Here is an 18,525-nt window from a genome sequence, read left to right as displayed (position 1 = left end):
ATAATAATGGCGACTGAGCAAGTCGCCATTGGTTAACTTATTTGTATGTCGTTAGCATTATTTCTGTTCAGCTAACAAGTCAATAAAGAACGCATATTCTAAGGCATCTTCATGGAGTGCCTTAAAGCGACCTGATGCGCCGCCGTGGCCTGCTTCCATATCAACTTTAAATAACAGACGGTTATCGTTTGTCTTAATATCACGCAATTTGGCAACCCATTTCATTGGCTCAAAATACTGCACTTGTGAGTCATGTAATCCTGTAGTTACCAATAGGTGAGGGTAGTCATGCGCTGCAATATTATCGTAGGGTGAATAGCTCAACATATAATCATAATATTCTTTATGGTTTGGATTACCCCACTCATCATACTCGTTAGTTGTTAATGGAATAGACTCATCCAGCATCGTTGTAACGATATCAACGAATGGCACGTGTGCTGCGACACCACAATAAAGTTCAGGTGCTTGGTTGATGATTGCCCCCATTAATAGGCCGCCTGCAGATCCACCAACGGCAAAGATCTTGTCTTTCGCGCCATAGCCCTGCTTGACTAACGAGTGTGTCACATCAATAAAGTCATTAAAGGTATTTTGCTTAGTGAGTTTTTTACCGTCGTCATACCATGGACGTCCCAACATTTCAGAGCCACGAATATGAGCAATCGCATATACAAAACCGCGATCTAATAAGCTTAAACGGGTTGATGAAAAGCTTGGATCGATAATGGCACCGTATGAACCATAACCATATTGATACAACGGATTAGTACCATCTTTTTTGAAGCAATCTTTACGATAAACTAATGATACTGGAACTAATTTACCGTCGCGAGCAGGCACCATGATGCGTTCAGAGCGATAATTGTTGGCGTCGAAATCACCTAAAACTTGTGTTTGTTTTAATACAACTTTACTGCCATCACTTAAATTAAAATCATAGTGAGTACCTGGGGTGGTCATGCTTGAGTAATACAGACGTAATTTGTCAGTATTGATTTCTTTATTACCGTAAAGATAAAGCGTGAATGCCTCATCATTGAACTGTAATTGCTGCTGTTGTTGAGTGTGAAGATCACGCACTGTTACGCGAGTTAAGCCATTTTCACGCTGCTGATAGACTAGATAATCATTAAATATCTCATAATCTTCCAGCATGGCTCCTTCTTGAGCTGGGATCACATCTTGCCAATGATCTTTATTACCAATATCACTCGCTGCGACTTTCATTAAACGAAAGTTAACTGCTTCATAGTTAGTTAAAATATAGAACCAGTTATCTAGTTTAGAAATACTGTATTCTAAACCCACTTCACGATCTAAGAACGAGATTGCTTGCGCATTGGCGTCGTTAGCATCAATAACAGAGACAGCGCTAGTTTCGGTGCTTGAATGCCAGATATAGATAATTGAATTATCTTTACTTTTACCGATTGAAGTATAAAAAGTTGGATCGGTTTCTTCAAAAATGAGCTGATCGTCTGCTTGTGGTGTACCTAAGCGGTGACGATAAACTTGATAGCCTAATAAGGTTTGAGGGTCTTTATGGATATAGTAAAACGCTTGATTGTCATTTTGCCAAGCGACAGCGCCACTGGTGCCGGTTATCTCATCAGCAAGATATTGACCGGTCGTAAGATCTTTAATCTTAATCGTGTATATACGACGGCTAACAGTATCTTCTCCATAAGCCAATAAATTTTCATTAAGGCTAACGCTTAAACTAGAGACATCATAGTAGTCATGCTTTGATGCGAGGTGGTTAAGATCGAGTAATACTTGCTTATTTGTGCCTATAAAATCAGTGGCACGAACAGAAATAGGGTACTCGTTATCACCTGATACTTCGCTTGAATAATAATAGCTGCCTTGCTTTACAGGAACCGTATTATCATCTTTAACAATACGTCCTTTTAATTCATCAAATAATGTTTTTTGTAGCCCTTTGGTGTGCGCCATCACTGCGTCGGTATAGCTATTTTCAGCATTAAGATGCGCGATGATCTCAGGATCAGTTCGGCTGTCATCTCTCATCCAATAATAATCATCAATACGGGTATCGTTATGAATACGCATCTCATGAGGGATCTTTTTAGCAACCGGTGCAATAACGATTTGCTTGATGTTGCCATCATGAGGTGTCGCTGATGTTGTGTCGTTCACAGTGTTGTCCTTTTGTGGCAACTGAATGGAATAAAACCACTCAGTAAGACCAATAGATACAGCAATATTATTTGCTTTGATGATAATAATCTTGGGGCGAATAAGCGTTTTTTCAATCCTTGATTCGACAAAACAAAGTGGTCAATAGTAACGTAAGTAAACGATGATCATTGGTGGAAAATGCTAGGATGGTAATTGATGTTTTCACTATTGATAGATTAAGGCTAACTGGTTGATTTATATTGTTTTAGTTGAGTGTTATTATGTTTGTTTTTTTATATTGTGAGAATGAATAAAAAACCACAATTAAACGTGATCTTTGTCATAAAAACGATCAACGAATTATTTATGATGAAAAATAATATAAGTTATCTGATTGTAATAAAATGAAAAAAAGCAGTGTTATTGCTATAGGTGTGCTTGTTTTAGCTGGACTTATCGGCGCGAGAGATTTGTATACAATGCTATACCCACAACATGTGGTAAATATTAATGATAAGGCATTGAATTTAGGACAGGTTTACTCTCAGGATTTATTGTCTACTGTAACGATAACAGCTGATGGAGCAACTTTATTAACCGTCACTTCACCACTCTCAACCATCGTTAAACAACTTATAATGAAACTTCAACATGATGTTAATCAAGGCAATCGTGAGCTTGTTAATGGTGAAAAAATGCAGTTAGCGACCGCATATTTTAATACTAATATTGTCATTCATTTATCGACAGTTGTGACGTATAACAGCCAGCATTATAAAGCGATCTCAATGCCATTAGAGTCTGTAACTGTAAGCTATACCGCTAACAATGAACTGCAATTTGATGACATTATAGAGTTAGCTCAGCGTTATCAAAATAAGACCCTAGAGGTATTTTATAACAACTATAATTTTATAGATTGATGAGTAGTAAATAAAATAATAGCTATCACACATTCACATTAGAAAAGATTACAATCAAATTTGTGATGGTCAGTTGATTCTAGGATTTTATGATTGTTTGTTTTTAAAGACCATAGATACTTTCATTTACTTTTATTTTAATAGAAAAGAACGAACATGAAAGTTACTAGACGGTCATTTATACATTACACTGCCTCACTATCGGTATCAGCTGCAGCATTAACCACTATGGGGGTGATGGGGCAGCCAATAGCAGCTAAAAAGGATAATGTGCTGTTTATTGCCATTGATGATCTTAATGATTGGATTGGTGCTTTAGGGGCACATCCACAAGCAAAGACACCCAATATAGATCGTTTGTTTCATCGCTCAACGGCGTTTACCAATGCGCATTGCCAAGTGCCTGTATGTGGGCCTTCGCGTACGGCTTTATTAACCGGAATGAGTCCAACCACGACGGGGCTATACACTAATAAAGAATTAGGCATCAAACCGTTTTCGCCTGTTGCAGAGTCCGTGTTAGGCAGTTCTCCCGTTTTACCACAACACTTTAAAAATAACGGTTATTACACCATGGCATCTGGGAAAATATCTCACCATGGTACGGCGGATTTTCGTCATGCAGAACAGTGGCATGAAGAAGTGCCGTTGTATGTTATAGGCCCTCGTGATGCACATATTTTTGCCAATGGTTATGGCTATGGATCATATGGCAAAGATGATCATAAATATTATCCGTTTCCTGTCGGTGGTGGACAAGTTATCCAATCTGAACACTACGGTCCTGGCACACCGGGGATGTCTTTGTGTAGTGGCGCGTTAGAACGACGTGATATACCTAATGGTGGGGTCATGCCAGATGAATATTTCGCAGATTGGGCCGTAGAACGGTTAAAGAAGACCTATGACAAACCGTTTTTTATGGCATGCGGCTTTATTCGCCCTCATGTACCCTATACCGCGCCAAAAGAGTATTTTGACTTATTCCCACTTGATGAGGTTATTGTTCCTGAAACAATCCCTAAAGAAATGGCTGATATTCCAATATATGGTAAAGCGCTAGCATTGGGGATCATTCCAAATGGTGATGCGGCTGCAGTTGAAAAAATCAATATGCGTAAAGAGCTCGTTCAAGCTTATCTCGCCTGTATTACTTTTGTTGATGCGCAGGTAGGTAAGTTGCTTGATACTTTAGAAGCCAGCCCACATGCTAATAACACCACAGTAATCTTTTGGGGCGATCACGGCCAGAACTTTGGTGAGCATATGAATTACCGTAAGCAAACCTTGTGGAGTGAATCGACACGCGTGCCGTTATTAATCAGCGAAGCGGGGCAGAAACAAGGGCAGATTTGCTCTCAAGCAGTAAGTTTACTTGATGTTTTTCCTACTCTTGTTGAAATGTGCGGCTTACCAAAAGTCGCGACTAATGAAGGTGTTTCATTGGTGCCATTACTTAGAAATCCAAACTTTGATCGTAAAATTCCCGTTATCACCACTTATGGTTATCAATGTCATGCTATTCGTGATCAGCGTTATACCTATATTCGTTATCGCGATGGCGGTGAAGAACTCTATGATCGCAGCATAGATGCTGATGAACACCATAATTTAGTGGCTGATAAACAATATCAAGCGATTAAAACCAAGATGGCACAGTGGTTACCAAAAAATGACGCATTACCGTTTGGTATGACTGATTTTGATAATGAGGGCGGTGATTTTATTACCAAGATCCTCGCCAAATTTGAAAATAATGGCATTCCAGCGTATTTACAATAATTCTAATCATCGAAAACCCACTGCGTTGCGGGCGCGGTGGGTTTTATTTATCTTGGGACAGCCATAACTTTTTGAGGACCTTTTATTAAATTTATCTTTTATTAAAAGATTTATTAAGGACAGCCATATCCTTGCACATAAGGCATGAGCTACTACAATTAAGCTTCAAGTTGCTTATGGTGAAACCAATGACAATCTCAAGACGCAAATTGATCGAGCCTCAAATTACACCTTTTTACCATGTTATTAATCGCTGTGTACGGCGGGCGTATTTATGTGGTGACGATCCGTATAATGGCAAAAACTATCATCATCGTCGTGGTTGGATAGTAAATAAAATCAAACAATTAGCCACTGTTTTTTGTATCGATGTTTGTGCTTATGCGGTGATGAGTAACCATTATCATTTGGTACTGAAAATAGATACCGAGCAGCAACAAAAGCTAACACCGAAAGCGGTAATATCGCGCTGGTTGCAGTTATTTAATGGTCATCCTATTGCGGTCGATTTCTTAAAAGAAGGACAAGTAGGCGCTGAAAAACAGCAGGCGTTATCAAATTTAATCACGGAATGGCAGCAAAGATTAGGTAGTATTAGCTGGTTTATGCGCTGTCTTAATGAGGAAATTGCACGCAAAGCCAATAAAGAAGACCAATGTAAAGGTGCGTTTTGGGAAGGGCGATTTAAGTCTCAAGCACTATTAGATGAAAAAGCATTACTATCGTGCATGATGTATGTTGATTTAAACCCAATCAGGGCTGGCGTTACACCGTCACTAGAACAATCAGATTTTACCTCGATTCAGCAACGTATTCGTGAATATCAGCAATCTAAAACCGCTATTAAACAACTACCATCAAATAGAGGTCACTTTCAATTATTACCTTTTGTTGGTGCTGAGCATCAGGCTAAAACGGCAGGAATAAACTTTGCTTTTGCCGACTACCTTGAACTTATAGACTGGACTGGTCGTTGTATTCGTGAAGATAAACAAGGTGTTATAACATCGAATCAACCCAAGATTTTACAACAATTGGGAATAACGCCAGACGCTTGGCTTGAGCATAGTGAACAATTTATGGAACGTTACGCTAATGTCAGTGGGAAATGGTCCCGAATGTGTGCCTTCAAGCAGCATGCTGGTGGACATTGGTGTAAAGGAAAGTCGGCAAGTCATCAGTTGCATCCTAGCTAGAGACAGTTTTTTATAATCGAATGAGAATACTGCAATAGCTGTTAGGATTGTGGGTGTTGTCGATCCTGAAATATGATAATTGAACCGATTTACTCAATGATTTCAATTATAAGCTGTAATATTTATCGTAGAAGAGTTTGTTGCTGGTGGAATGATTTATTTATTAGATATTATATACAATAACTAATAAATATGGCTGTCCAAAATAAGTTGTTCCGAAATACGAAATAAATGGCTGTCCAAAATATTCCGCGAAATAAATGGCTGTCCAAAATAAGAATGTGATGCAACCCGCGATTATAAATATGAACAGTTGTTAGTGTTTATATATCATCATAATAATGATCGACTATTATTGTTGAATTCTACATTAAATCAGTGATCTATTTTATTTATAATATAGGAAGAGATAATGAAGCGAGCCGATTTTATACAATTATATTTAGAGAAAAAAGGTGTTAATAGATACTTAACAAAGCCTTACCCGGCATATTTAATTTTATTTCAAGCAAATCCTAAGCCTCGTTTATTTGAGTCACCGTTGAAGTTATTTGTTTTACAATCAGTATTTGGATCTTTGTCATGGGGATTTATGATGTGGCTGATTATATGGCAATTTGAAGCGTTTTCTGTTTATTATCTATATGCGAGTGTATTTTTTGGGGTGTTTACTGCAGCAATATTAGCGGTGAATGTCGCAAAAACTCAAACAAGGTTAAAGATTGATAGTTGGGAGCAATGGCTGCAAGATAACCATTTTGACGAATCATGCAATGGATAAATATTCCGCTGTAGAGGGAGTAACTGATAGGGTTAAATAAATTGTTGAAATAACCAAACGGCTATTTCAACAATGAATATTAATAATAGATTGCTAGATAGATTAATCAATCACGACTAAGCAATTAGGCAATTCATTTTTTTCTTCTGTATAAGGTAGGGCATTTGTTAGTAACTTCCCTGATTGTTGTAAGCATTGAATAAAGCCTTCAAAGGTTCTTCCTGCTTTAACATCTTTGGTAAAGTCACGCACTAAGCTTTGCCATGCTTCATCGCTGATACGTTCACTAATGCCATAATCTGTCAGAATTTCAACATAATGCTCGGCTTCACAAACAAAGATCATTACACCTAAATGTTGTTTAGTGCGATGAACACCATTGGCTAAAAACTGCTCTCGAGCAATAAGACTTGCGCGACGATGTTTTACAGCTTTAGGTAATAAACGGTATTTGATCGCGGGAAGACGAAAAATTAATGTCAAAATAATAAAGGCGCTTAATTGTACCCATAAAATATCTGTTAGTTCTAACCATAACGGAGTAATCGTTAATAGAGCCGGAACAAATAACGCAATAATGGCTGCCCATAGTGTAGGTACAAAGTAATAGTCATCAGCTTTAGTTGCCATTACGGTGATTAACTCAGCGTCGGTGGTTTTTTCCATATCACTGATGGTTTGACTAATTGTTTGTAGCTGCTCGTTTGTAAATAATTTCATTACCATCCTCCTGATGCACCGCCGCCACCAAAGCCACCGCCGCCACCACTAAAACCACCACCACTGTTACCACCATTGCCGCCAAAACCGCCACCGAAGCCACTAGAGCCACCACGGTTTGACGAACCAAAACCACCACTGGTGAAAACATCACCATCACGGCCATAATAGGTTGAACGATTACGGCGTCGACGACTAAAGGCAATAATTTGAATGATCACTACAAACAGAATGAACAAATAGAAATCGTATGGCGGTTTATCTTCAGTAGCGACAGGTTTATATTCACCATGGATTGCAGCAATAATGGCGTTGACACCATTATCAATACCTGTGGCAAATTTACCCGCTTTGAACGCAGGTTTGATTTGATGGTTAATAATATTGATCGCAATGGCATCAGGTAGTGCGCCTTCTAAGCCATAACCGACTTCAATGCGCATTTTTTTGTCATTTTTAGCGATAATTAATAGCACGCCATTGTCATGTTGCTTCTGACCAATTCCCCATGCTCGACCTAATTGGTAGCCATAATCAGCAATAGGAATACCGTTGGTTGAAGGGATTGTGACCACGACAACTTGGTTTGATGATGATTTTTCTTCTGCGGCCAGAATTTGATCGAGTTGTTGTGTTTGCGCTTGATTAAGCATATGGGCGTCATCGACCACTCTTCCTGTTAAGGCTGGAAAAGTGATCGCAGCCAAAACATTTTGGCTGACGATCAATAAAAGTCCACATGCTAAAAGGACTTTTTTCATTTAAAACTCAACCTTAGGTGCAACATCAGCATTGGCTGTAGTTGCGGTGAAATTGGGTTTAATTTTCAAATCGCTATACATTGCCCAATGCCATAAACGACCAGGGAAAGTACGGATCTCAGTATTAAAGGCTTTTACTGCATTAATATAATCACGACGAGCAACAGCAATGCGATTTTCTGTGCCTTCTAATTGTGCTTGAAGCGCAATAAATTGTTGGTTTGCTTTAAGATCAGGATAACGTTCAGACACAACCATTAATCGAGACAGCGCACTGCTTAATTGACCTTGAGCGGCTTCAAATTTTTTAAAGGCTTCTGGATTATTTAATGTTTCTGGCGTCACTTGCATCGAAGACACTTTTGCTCGCGCTTCAGTAACGGCAGTTAAAGTATCTTTTTCGTGTTCGGCATAGCCTTTTACGGTGGCGACGAGATTAGGGATCAAATCAGCACGGCGTTGGTAGTTATTTTGAACTTGTGCCCAGTCAGCATTAACTTGTTCATCAAGAGTGGGAATAGTATTAATACCACACCCCGTTAACTGAGTTAGCAGTAATGCTATAAACAAATATTTAATTGATTTTAGATACTTCACTATAAAATTCCTGTGTTATGCTTTTAAGTGATTATTATTAATCAAGTAAAGCATAAATTTCATCATAGTTGGTAAATGATTATCTATAATTGTGACTATTTTATGTTAAAGCGTCATTTTTTAATAAAATTAATCGTGAAAGTGCCGAGGATAGTGGTTTTAAATTCTATACGGGAATGGTTGATACATAAAAAATAACCCATGTTAATGGTTAGATTAACATGGGTATGATGCTGTTTTTAATCGTGAATTTGGTCTTCACCGTCGTTGCTATTTTATTAATTAAACCCAGCAAGATGAGCACAAATTACAATTACGCTTGATGTGATAAACAGTAATAACATAAAACGCCAGCTAAAGCGGATCCAGTCACCCCAATCAATACGGCAAACCCCTAATGTCCCCATTAATGATGCAGATGTTGGCACAACGATATTGGTAAAACCATCGCCTAATTGGAAGGCCAATACCGTCACCTGACGAGAAATACCAGCAATATCACCTAAAGGTGCCAGTAATGGCATAGTAAGTGCTGCTTGACCTGAACCTGAAGTCACAAAGAAGTTAAATATTGATTGGAATAGATACATAATCCATACAGCAGCAATGTCTGGAATGCCGCTGATTGCGCCGCCAGCACTGTTTAAAATGCTATTAAGCACACTAGGTTCATCAGCGGAGCCATCACCAAGAATCAATAATACGCCTTTTGCGCAGCCAACAAGCAAAGCGGGGGCTAACATAACGCCAGCGCCTTCTTTAAATGAGGTCGCAATATCGTTTAAGGTCATATTATTGAGTTTGAATATGACACCAATAATACCAGCTACAAACCCCATAGTGAAAAATTGTGATGCTATTTCAGGAATATACCATGCATGGGCGACAACGCCCCATACCACCCATCCTGTTGTAATAGCAACAGTTGCGATAACTAATGTATAGCCGATATGCCATTGTGATTGCTGAACATCCGCAGTTTTTTGACGTAAGAATTGATCGGTTTTAAAACTATAGGATAATTCAGGGCTACGTTTGATTTTAGCTGCATAACGCATGGTAAAGATGATACCTATTAAGGTGAATCCGACCCACATTGGTAAGCGCAATTCCATCCCAGAAAGCACTGGAATACCGGCAATACCTTGCGCTATAGCAACTGAAAACGGGTTCATCCAAGAAGAGGCAAAACCGACTTGAGTTGCGACATAAGTTACCATTACCGTGGTAATACCGTCATAACCAAGACGCAGCATAAGAGGGGCGATAATGATCGCAAATGCAATCGCCTCCTCACCCATACCAAATACAGCACCACCTAGTGAAAACAAGATAAATAAAACGGGAATGAATAAAAAGTCGCTGCCTTTAGTTTTGTGGATCAGCGCTAAAATACCCGCATCGATGGCACCAGTACGCATAACGACACCAAATGCACCGCCGATCACTAGCATAAACATAATTACACCAACAGCAGACCCCCATTTACTGCCTGAGACTAAGCCTTCAAACATAAAGTTCATTAAGCCTATGCCGCCACCGGCGCTAAATAAACCGACGGTGTTATAAATTTTATCGCCACTAGCATCTATTGCGTAGGTGAATGAGGCTGGATCGATAACTGTCCGTGTTTTTTCAACCCCATCTGCGATAAAGCTGACGGTTTGTTGAGAGAAGCTGCCCGCAGGAATTAAGTAAGTCAGTAAGGTCGCTAATACACCGACCATAAAAATGATGATTAATGTGTCAGGTACTTGCCATGACTTTTGGGTGTTAGTAATGACGGGGTGATCAATTGAATTGTGCAAAATATAATCCATTATAAAATGATATTGTATGCATAAAATATCAATTATTATGCGCATCGTATCAATTTAATCTTTTTGTTATCACCATGAGTAGTATTATATTTTGCATGATAACTAAGGATATTTATTTGTTGTGAGAATAATCCCAGTCTTTAATTTAATCTTTTTTATAAATTATTGTTTATTAGTCTTTTTTTGTTATTTGTACTGGTTGTTGGTCACAAAATTTAACTGGAAACCACAAATTTATTTTCGTAATCTCCGTTAAATATCACGATTATTAATAGCGATAGCTGCACGCTAAATGCGTATGGGGTTATTGCATGTTATTCAAATAACAGGAGACGTACATGGTAGATTTATGGCCATTAATTGGTGTAGTGATCATTACAGTAGGATTAGCATTTAAATTAAATACCTTACTCGTTATTTTAACCGCAGGTGTTGTTACCGGTTTAGTGGCTCACATTCCATTATTTGAGATTTTATCTATTTTAGGGGAGTCATTTACCAAAAACCGTTACATGTCACTGTTTATTCTTATATTACCTATGATAGGCATTTTAGAACGTTATGGCTTACGTCAACGCGCTGAAACTTTAATTGGTAGTATGAAAAGTGCCTCAGTGAGTCGTGTATTACTAACCTATCTTGCATTACGTAAATTGACCAATGGTATGGGATTACATTTAGGTGGACACCCATCAATGATCCGTCCGTTAATAGCGCCAATGGCTGAAGCCGCCGCAGAAAAGCAAGTGGGTGAGTTAACTGATAACCAAAGCCAACGTATTCGTTGCTTATCTGCCGTGAGTGAAAACTTTGGTAATTTCTTTAGTCAGCTATTGTTCATTGGCGCGGGTGGATTGTTACTGATTAAAGGCGTGATGGAAGATAACGGTATTGAGGTGGAACTTGAGCAAATGTACTTGTGGGCACTTCCAACAGCGATTGCTTCTTTTGCCGTCTTTGCAGTGTGTTGCAAATTGGAAGATATGCGCTTAGCGCGTCATTCGGCTACCCAATCAGTGCCACTAAAGGAGCACAATAATGCTTGAGTATGTTTATCAAACCACAGGTTTATTACTGATTGCTTTTGCGATACAAAGTTTTGCCGATAAGAGTAGTGCTAAACGGTGGGGCACAGGGGCATTTTGGCTGATTTATGGTATCACTTTTATGTGTGGTCCCTTGATGCCTCACTGGGTCACCGGCTTATTAGTACTAGCCTTAACCTTGCTGGCAACGGGTGGCTTTATGGGGATCGGCACCTATAACACTACCGACGAAAGCACTAAGGCAAAGAGTGCGATTGCGCTTAAAAATAAATTATTTATTCCTGCAGTGCTGATTCCAATTGGTACGATTGTGGTCAGTCAATGTACTGATTTAGGTGCACTTACAGGGCTTGGTATTAGCTCTGTGTTGGCGATTGGTGTTGCGTTAATGATCACTAAAGGAACCGCAACGCAAAGTATTAATGAGGGCCGTCGCTTAATTGATGGTATTGGCTGGGCAGCAATATTGTCACAATTTTTAGCCGCATTAGGTTATTTATTTAGTCAAGCAGGGGTCGGTGATACCGTTTCACAATTAGTAAAGATGATAGTGCCAGATAATAACCTGCAAGCTTATGTTGTCGCTTATTGTGTGGGGATGATGTTATTTACGGTAGTTATGGGCAATGGTTTTGCTGCGTTTGCAGTGATCACGACCGGTATTGGTATTCCATTATTGATCATTGAGCAAGGCGGTAACCCAGCAATCGTGGGTGTATTAGGCATGCTCTCGGGTTATTGCGGTACATTAATGACTCCAATGGCCGCTAACTTCAATGTTGTTCCTGCAGCATTATTAGAAATTAAGAATAAAAATCAAATAATTATGACGCAATTTTTACCAGGCTTAGTGATGCTAGCCTTCAATATTGTCTTAATGTACACGTTGGCTTTTTAAAGGACAAATAACCATGAAAAAAATACTAATTACCGGATTTGAGCCTTTTGGTGGCGCTGCAATTAACCCTGCATTAGAAGCGGTTAAATTACTTGAGGATGTGACACTTAATAACGGTAAAATTGTTATCTGCCAAGTCCCTGTTACGCGTTTTAAAGCAATCGACACCGTGATTGAAGCGATTAAATACCATCAGCCAGATTATGTGATCACTGTTGGTCAAGCGGGTGGACGTGCGGCGATCACACCAGAGCGTGTGGCAATTAATATTGATGATTTTCGTATTGCAGATAACGAAGGTAATCAACCGATTGATCAACCGATTGTTGTTGATGGTCCTGATGGATACTTCTCAACCTTGCCTATTAAAGCGATGACGCAAGCGTTACAACAAGCAGGTATTCCGTGTCAGGTTTCTAATACAGCAGGTACTTTTGTCTGTAATCACTTATTTTATGGTGTGCAGCATTATTTACGTGATACTGATATTGGGCATGGTTTTATTCATATTCCCCTCTTACCAGAACAAGCAGCACTCACTGAACAACCGAGTATGTCGTTAGTGATGATTGCTGAAGGTTTAAAGGTGGCCGCTCAAGCTGTGATTGATAATGAGCAAGATATTCAATTAACTGGCGGTACTATCTGCTAATTATTGTTGATAAATTGATATAAGAGCTACACCGGTAGCTCTTCTTCAATAATATCGGGATAGCGGCTTTGAATTAGTGTGATTTTATCAAGTGAATCTAAAATGGCATCAATGCATAAGGGATCAAACAGAGTGCCTGAACCATTGATTAAATACAGTTCAACATCGTCGATTGACCACGGTTGTTTATAAGGTCGGTGACTTAACAATGCATCAATAACATCCGCTACCGTTACTATACGAGCTTCTAATGGAATATCAGTACCTTTGAGTTGACTAGGGTATCCTTTTCCATCATAGCGTTCATGATGATGACGAATAATGTTTAAAATAATATCCAGTTCTTGGTTATTATCATATTTAAAGGTCGTTAATATGTTGGATAATAACTGACAACCTAATTCAGGGTGTTGGTTCATTATCGCTCTTTGCTCTGCGGTATATATCTCTGTAGAGTATAAAATATCTTCTGGAATAAGAGACTTACCGATATCGTGCATGTCGGAGAAATGATAAACTGAATCAACAAAGTCACCATCACACTTTTTTCTTTTTGCCAAATAAAGCCCGATTAAACGGCTATATTCAGCCACTCTTTTTAAATGGTTTTGAGTTTCTGGATCTTTGTGGTGACTTAACAATAAGACTGTTTTAACAATAGAATGAAATGCTTTTTTATTATTAAAATCATCACTAATAAGAAGCGTGATAAGAAGAGAGAAAGCCGTAAAATAATTGACTTTTTCGCTAAAAAAATCTTTTACTTTGGCATTAATAAACAGTACGCCAATAAAAGTACCATTAGTGTAAATTGGACAGGCCATGCTTGAAATACAATTACTTTGTAATAGCCGTAAATGAATACGCTTTACTGATGATTGGTGACAAAGCATATTATCAATAATACTTGGCTCTAATGACGAGCGCATTTTACTTAAACGTGGTGATTTACTGATAGACTCAATAAATGTTGGGAAATTATCGCCATAATCAGCACTTCGATAAACGGAATATAAATTATCGTGATCATCTATTCGAGTCACAGCGATACCGATAATTTCGGGATATAAATTTTGCACGGAAGCAACGAATAGATTTAACCGCTCTTTAAGAGAACGGGTTGAGTTTAGGAATGAATACATCAAAAAAATCCTTTTCATAATATATGCATATTGATTTATATTTGATCAGGAAAATTTATTTGTATAGCTATTTATTTGCTATATGCATTATTTTTTTAAATTGTGGAGTGGAATAGCGCTATATTGACGCTATTCCTATGTCATGATGATTATTTCAGAACGACTTTCCCCATTGTATCTGTTGACCAGCTATAGCTTTTTTCGTCTTTTCCTATCAGTTTGGCTTGACCCTCAGTGAGTGCGATAAGTTGAGTGTTTTCGTCATCAGTGAAGATAAAAGATTGGTCTTTGATCGATTCAGTTGTCCAAGAACCATTATCAGAAAGACTGCCGTTAGTATAAAAACCACGGAAACTGGCGGTGAGTATTTGGTCGTCTTCATCTGATATTTGAACGGTAATACTATTATCGCTACTTAGACGGTAACTAAGAGCCTCGCTGCTAATCGTCGGTGCATTAAACTTCACATCTTCGTCTGTCTTGATAATAAACCGTGCGTTATTTTCACGAGTAATATCAAGTTTTCCCTCAACAAGTGTGATTGTTGAATACTCAGTTTTAGCGATATCGGTAAGATGATCGGCAATATTACATCTTAATGTTGTGAAATCTGCGTTGATCTGTTCTTGTTTATCAACACAAGTGCCTGCCACATCTAAAACTAATGCATTGATGTCTGTAGAAACTTGAGCGTAATCTTGTTTTTGTTGTTCAGTTAGAGCCGAAATATCTAATCCAACTTTATCAACAATAATATCTTCGCCATCATTAGAGTTACAGCCAAGCAATGCCGTTGTGATGAATGTAGCTAAAATAAATTTATTCATAGCACTTCCTTTGTATATTTATATTGTCGATTAAATTTAAATGTGATTTTTTAGTTATTTAAAACAACTATATTTACAGGGTAGGTTATTCATGAATAAAAGCCATTAATGTTTCTGGCTTTGTTTTTTCTTTTTAATCAATGCTTTATGTTTTTTATAGCCTTTTGTTAATGGTTTTTATTTAAAGTGAAATTTTATTTTAATGCTAACTATATGTTGTGGTTATATAAAAGTGTGACAGGCGTTTGACTGTTCTTAATTATAAGAAAGGTGTATTAAAAATATAAAAAAAGCGAATCAAAGATCCGCTTATAAATTATGTGAATAAATTAGTTATTGTGAATTATTGTATTGGCACAATAAAGTTTGTACACTAATAAAAATGGTATAATAAAGTTTGTACACTAATTATTGGGTTTTAATGATGACTGTACAAATTTAAGTATTTGTAAATGCATACAAATGTCCCCGTGAACATTGAAGATACTTGATCTAGATAGAATCAGGATCATGCTAAGCGCCATGAAAATCATACTGACTCATCAATAGAAACTACAATTCGAAAAATCCACGACATTGAGCGTGATAGCTGAGTTTACGATCGCATAAAGTCTGTTTTGCTGGTGGAGTTAGATTATGATTTTTCAAGATCTTCGTATTCATGAATCGAACGTTGTCCGTCATCCCAGCGACTACGTTTTTTCTAAAAAACTTAAGCCTGAAAACGGTGGAAGTCAAAGTAATTTTTCAGTAACTTAAATCATGCACCTAATCGAGTATTTGACTGAGAAAACCTATTCTCACACTCATCAGATTGCCATCTACGTTAAAGCGGTATTTGACCTGATTACATGGTTTCTAGTATGAACAAATGGCTTTAGTTACAAGTAACCGAAAGGCGCGCCATACAAGAAAATAGTAAGCATATATTGAGGTTTATGAAGCGCTAAAGGCAAGCTGTGGACAGGATGAATAGATAGTCTTTATCAACACTTTTCACCCAACATTATTAATAAAAATATCTCATGTCTGGATACATACAGGTCAAGATAAATAGATTGAAACAATGGGTAATTGTAGCCGTGGCGCACTGAACCTGTCGGATATTAGGGCAACCATTATTTATGGTTATGAGAGTATAAACAGTGAAACTATTGTTTGCTTTTTCTGTAATTTAAGAGATAGCTACCCATTAACCCACAAACTTCATATCATCTTAGATAATGCGGGGTATCATCACGGCTATGTAAGGCCATAAATGAAAAGTAGAGAAACAATGTTTATTTCAAAACCAAAGGAGAGTTCAAGGCTGTAATAGATCAATTTTTTTATTGTAGATCTTCCAGAGATTGCTGGCGTGTTGGTATCTCGAATTAATGATAACTTTCAGGTTATAAAAACTGCATCTTTTAATGGGTTTGGTATGTAGGCAGTTGAGAAGCATATTTTATACCTATATGGTGAGTGTAACTTTTTGTTTTTAAATATCTGTATGAGTATGGCTATGATTGTAGTGTAGAATGATAAAAATAGAGAGTCCTTAATAGAAAGAGACGGTGTTATATCCCACTTTTGGTTATTATTAAAACATCAGTAATTCTCCATTTTTGTGATTTTAATATGCTATTTTCATTAATTGGTTTATTGTTTATATTTACTCATTAACCTTACAAATATTAACTTAGATTTTGGATTCTATACAAACATCTATCGGAGTCCATGGCTCTGAACCTAGTATTTTTATTGCTCTACCTTGCATCGCAATTCTATTTAAAGTATATGAACTATTAAATAAGAAATCAGAATTAATTTTTTTTCGTGATAATGGTTTATGAGTTGTACCATTTTTTATTGTACAGTGCTGTAAATTACATGTACTGCATTTATGTTCTTTACTTTTTGAATAAATTTCTTTTATAACTCCTTCTTCTCTTGGTCCTAGATATAGTTCTAAAAAATCAACATGATTCAAATAAAAATCGGATAGCATATTTGGTTCTTCTGATGAACATAAAAGATGAAAATACGTAAATCTTTTTTTAATTAACATATCATTAGTTATATTACTTCTATTGTCACAGTCAATATATTCAGCTATTGCTTTGAATGCCAGCGTCTTTAAGTTGTTCGATTTAAATTTATCTTTATTTTTAATAATCCATATTGCAAAAGGGTGCATTAAACAATCGGCAAACTTAATGGGGAATAAATATTTCTCATTTAAGCAGTCATCAGGATTAACTGGGGTTTTATATTCTTTTTTTTGTATTTTAACTTCAATTGCACCTTTTGGCTCTATCCCTTTCATTATCATTTTGATGGATTTTATAGTTTTTGTTATATTAATAATTGGTATTTTTTTTAATGGGGAATGATGTATTAAACATTTATTATCTATTTCCCAAAAACTTCTAAAATATCCATAGCCGAAAGACTTTATGCTTTCATTTATACACGCTAAACAATATTTTATGTCTTTGTAAATTAGCCTTTTTTCATTTTTATTTTTATTGGGGAAAAATGTATCTTTTATTCTGTAAGTATAATTAGCTGGACAATCGAAAATTGAGTTTTTTTCACCATTAATTGTTTCGTTTATATCTATAATCTCTAATAAAACATGGTCAGGGTAAGATCTAAATAAGTGCTCTATATTTTTGTGACAGAAAGGAGAATATACAAATCCTCCTGATTTTTTAATAACTCCAATAGGTTTTATTGTTGGGTCATAATTCCATATTATTCTTAATAAAAAGCTATGTAAGCTTTCATCAAAAGGACCTTGGCTACGTAATATTTCATCTAAAACTTTATTAGTGACCATTTAAATTATACCATTTTAATGTTATTTTAAAAGTGTAGTTCTTTTTTGTTAGATGATAAGATTTTTATTAAAAATAGCAAATAATTTTCGTTATAAGCACTATGGTATCAAAGATTATAGTGTTTATATTAAGTATATCCTTAAAAATGTAACTTAAATTATAATAGTTAAGATCGAAGGTTCTGCGGGTGAACCAAAAGAGAGCATTTCTACTTAGAATTTTTACTTTTTTATATCACGTTAATGTGATTTTGGATTAGTTTTGTTTACATATTCTTCTGCTGCTCAGGCTTCTCTAATACATTTCTTACATTCTACATTTCAAATAAACACTTTGAAACAAAAAAATGCAATCAAGTTCATGATATTTATTACTTAAAATGATTATAATCGCGTGATTCTATAAGTGCG

15 protein-coding genes and 1 pseudogene are annotated in these 18,525 nt (G+C 36.8%); 8 read left to right on the top strand and 8 right to left on the bottom strand.

Annotated features, from left to right (window positions below):
• Positions 1-57 precede the first annotated feature (57 nt).
• Positions 58-2,163, bottom strand: a complete 2,106-nt coding sequence (locus PMAL9190_RS07765; RefSeq protein ID WP_235004322.1) for a S9 family peptidase — start codon at positions 2,161-2,163, stop codon at positions 58-60.
• Positions 2,164-2,549: 386 nt separating this feature from the next.
• Between PMAL9190_RS07765 and PMAL9190_RS07760 the strand changes: the two genes are divergently transcribed.
• From PMAL9190_RS07760 to PMAL9190_RS07745, 4 genes are all read left to right on the top strand, one after another.
• A complete protein-coding gene (locus tag PMAL9190_RS07760) occupies positions 2,550-3,068 on the top strand; it encodes a hypothetical protein (RefSeq protein ID WP_087844641.1) in 519 nt (172 codons plus the stop codon).
• A gap of 156 nt (positions 3,069-3,224) precedes the next feature.
• A complete protein-coding gene (locus PMAL9190_RS07755) occupies positions 3,225-4,850 on the top strand; it encodes a sulfatase (RefSeq protein WP_087844640.1) in 1,626 nt (541 codons plus the stop codon).
• A gap of 188 nt (positions 4,851-5,038) precedes the next feature.
• Positions 5,039-6,046: a transposase gene (locus PMAL9190_RS07750; RefSeq protein WP_087844639.1), complete on the top strand. Its 1,008-nt coding sequence runs from the start codon at positions 5,039-5,041 to the stop codon at positions 6,044-6,046.
• 412 nt (positions 6,047-6,458) lie between these two features.
• Positions 6,459-6,827, top strand: a complete 369-nt coding sequence (locus PMAL9190_RS07745; protein ID WP_087844638.1) for a DUF6404 family protein — start codon at positions 6,459-6,461, stop codon at positions 6,825-6,827.
• A gap of 102 nt (positions 6,828-6,929) precedes the next feature.
• On the opposite strand, the gene PMAL9190_RS07740 is transcribed toward PMAL9190_RS07745, so the two are convergent.
• The 4 genes from PMAL9190_RS07740 to yfcC all read right to left on the bottom strand — a co-directional run bounded on the left by PMAL9190_RS07740 (position 6,930) and on the right by yfcC (position 10,632).
• Entirely contained in the window at positions 6,930-7,547 is a 618-nt protein-coding gene (locus tag PMAL9190_RS07740) for a TPM domain-containing protein (protein ID WP_087844637.1), read from the bottom strand.
• Positions 7,547-8,308 (bottom strand): TPM domain-containing protein, encoded by a 762-nt coding sequence (locus PMAL9190_RS07735; protein WP_087844636.1) that lies wholly within the window; start codon positions 8,306-8,308, stop codon positions 7,547-7,549. The genes PMAL9190_RS07740 and PMAL9190_RS07735 overlap by 1 nt, the downstream gene beginning before the upstream one ends.
• A complete protein-coding gene (locus PMAL9190_RS07730) occupies positions 8,309-8,905 on the bottom strand; it encodes a LemA family protein (protein WP_235004321.1) in 597 nt (198 codons plus the stop codon).
• 278 nt (positions 8,906-9,183) lie between these two features.
• The gene (gene yfcC, locus PMAL9190_RS07725) at positions 9,184-10,632 is read right to left on the bottom strand and encodes a putative basic amino acid antiporter YfcC (protein ID WP_235004334.1); all 1,449 of its coding nucleotides are present in this window, start codon (positions 10,630-10,632) and stop codon (positions 9,184-9,186) included.
• A gap of 431 nt (positions 10,633-11,063) precedes the next feature.
• Between yfcC and PMAL9190_RS07720 the strand changes: the two genes are divergently transcribed.
• Genes PMAL9190_RS07720 through pcp form a run of 3 tightly spaced genes read left to right on the top strand, consistent with a single transcriptional unit; the run spans position 11,064 to position 13,321 of the window.
• Positions 11,064-11,771, top strand: coding sequence for a DUF969 domain-containing protein (locus PMAL9190_RS07720; protein ID WP_087844634.1), 708 nt, complete (start codon positions 11,064-11,066; stop codon positions 11,769-11,771).
• Positions 11,764-12,669 carry a DUF979 domain-containing protein gene (locus tag PMAL9190_RS07715; RefSeq protein ID WP_087844633.1) on the top strand — a complete coding sequence of 302 codons (906 nt, stop codon included), beginning with the start codon at positions 11,764-11,766 and terminating at the stop codon, positions 12,667-12,669. The genes PMAL9190_RS07720 and PMAL9190_RS07715 overlap by 8 nt, the downstream gene beginning before the upstream one ends.
• 13 nt (positions 12,670-12,682) lie before the next feature.
• Positions 12,683-13,321, top strand: a complete 639-nt coding sequence (gene pcp / locus PMAL9190_RS07710; protein ID WP_087844632.1) for a pyroglutamyl-peptidase I — start codon at positions 12,683-12,685, stop codon at positions 13,319-13,321.
• 26 nt (positions 13,322-13,347) lie between these two features.
• Here pcp and PMAL9190_RS07705 read toward each other — a convergent pair whose 3' ends face one another.
• Positions 13,348-14,463, bottom strand: coding sequence for an HD domain-containing phosphohydrolase (locus PMAL9190_RS07705; RefSeq protein ID WP_159458372.1), 1,116 nt, complete (start codon positions 14,461-14,463; stop codon positions 13,348-13,350).
• Between the two features lie 149 nt (positions 14,464-14,612).
• A complete protein-coding gene (locus PMAL9190_RS07700) occupies positions 14,613-15,290 on the bottom strand; it encodes a hypothetical protein (RefSeq protein ID WP_087844630.1) in 678 nt (225 codons plus the stop codon).
• A 510-nt stretch (positions 15,291-15,800) separates the two neighbouring features.
• Here PMAL9190_RS07700 and PMAL9190_RS07695 point away from each other — a divergent pair.
• Positions 15,801-16,719 (top strand): annotated as a pseudogene (locus PMAL9190_RS07695) (transposase).
• A gap of 252 nt (positions 16,720-16,971) precedes the next feature.
• On the opposite strand, the gene PMAL9190_RS07690 reads toward PMAL9190_RS07695, so the two are convergent.
• Complete coding sequence (locus tag PMAL9190_RS07690) at positions 16,972-18,114, bottom strand: hypothetical protein (protein WP_087844629.1); 1,143 nt, start codon at positions 18,112-18,114, stop codon at positions 16,972-16,974.
• Positions 18,115-18,525 lie beyond the last annotated feature (411 nt).

The sequence above is a fragment of the Photobacterium malacitanum genome (genome assembly GCF_900185615.1).
Classification (GTDB): Bacteria; Pseudomonadota; Gammaproteobacteria; order Enterobacterales; family Vibrionaceae; genus Photobacterium; species Photobacterium malacitanum.
This window is presented reverse-complemented; position numbering and strand designations above follow the sequence as displayed.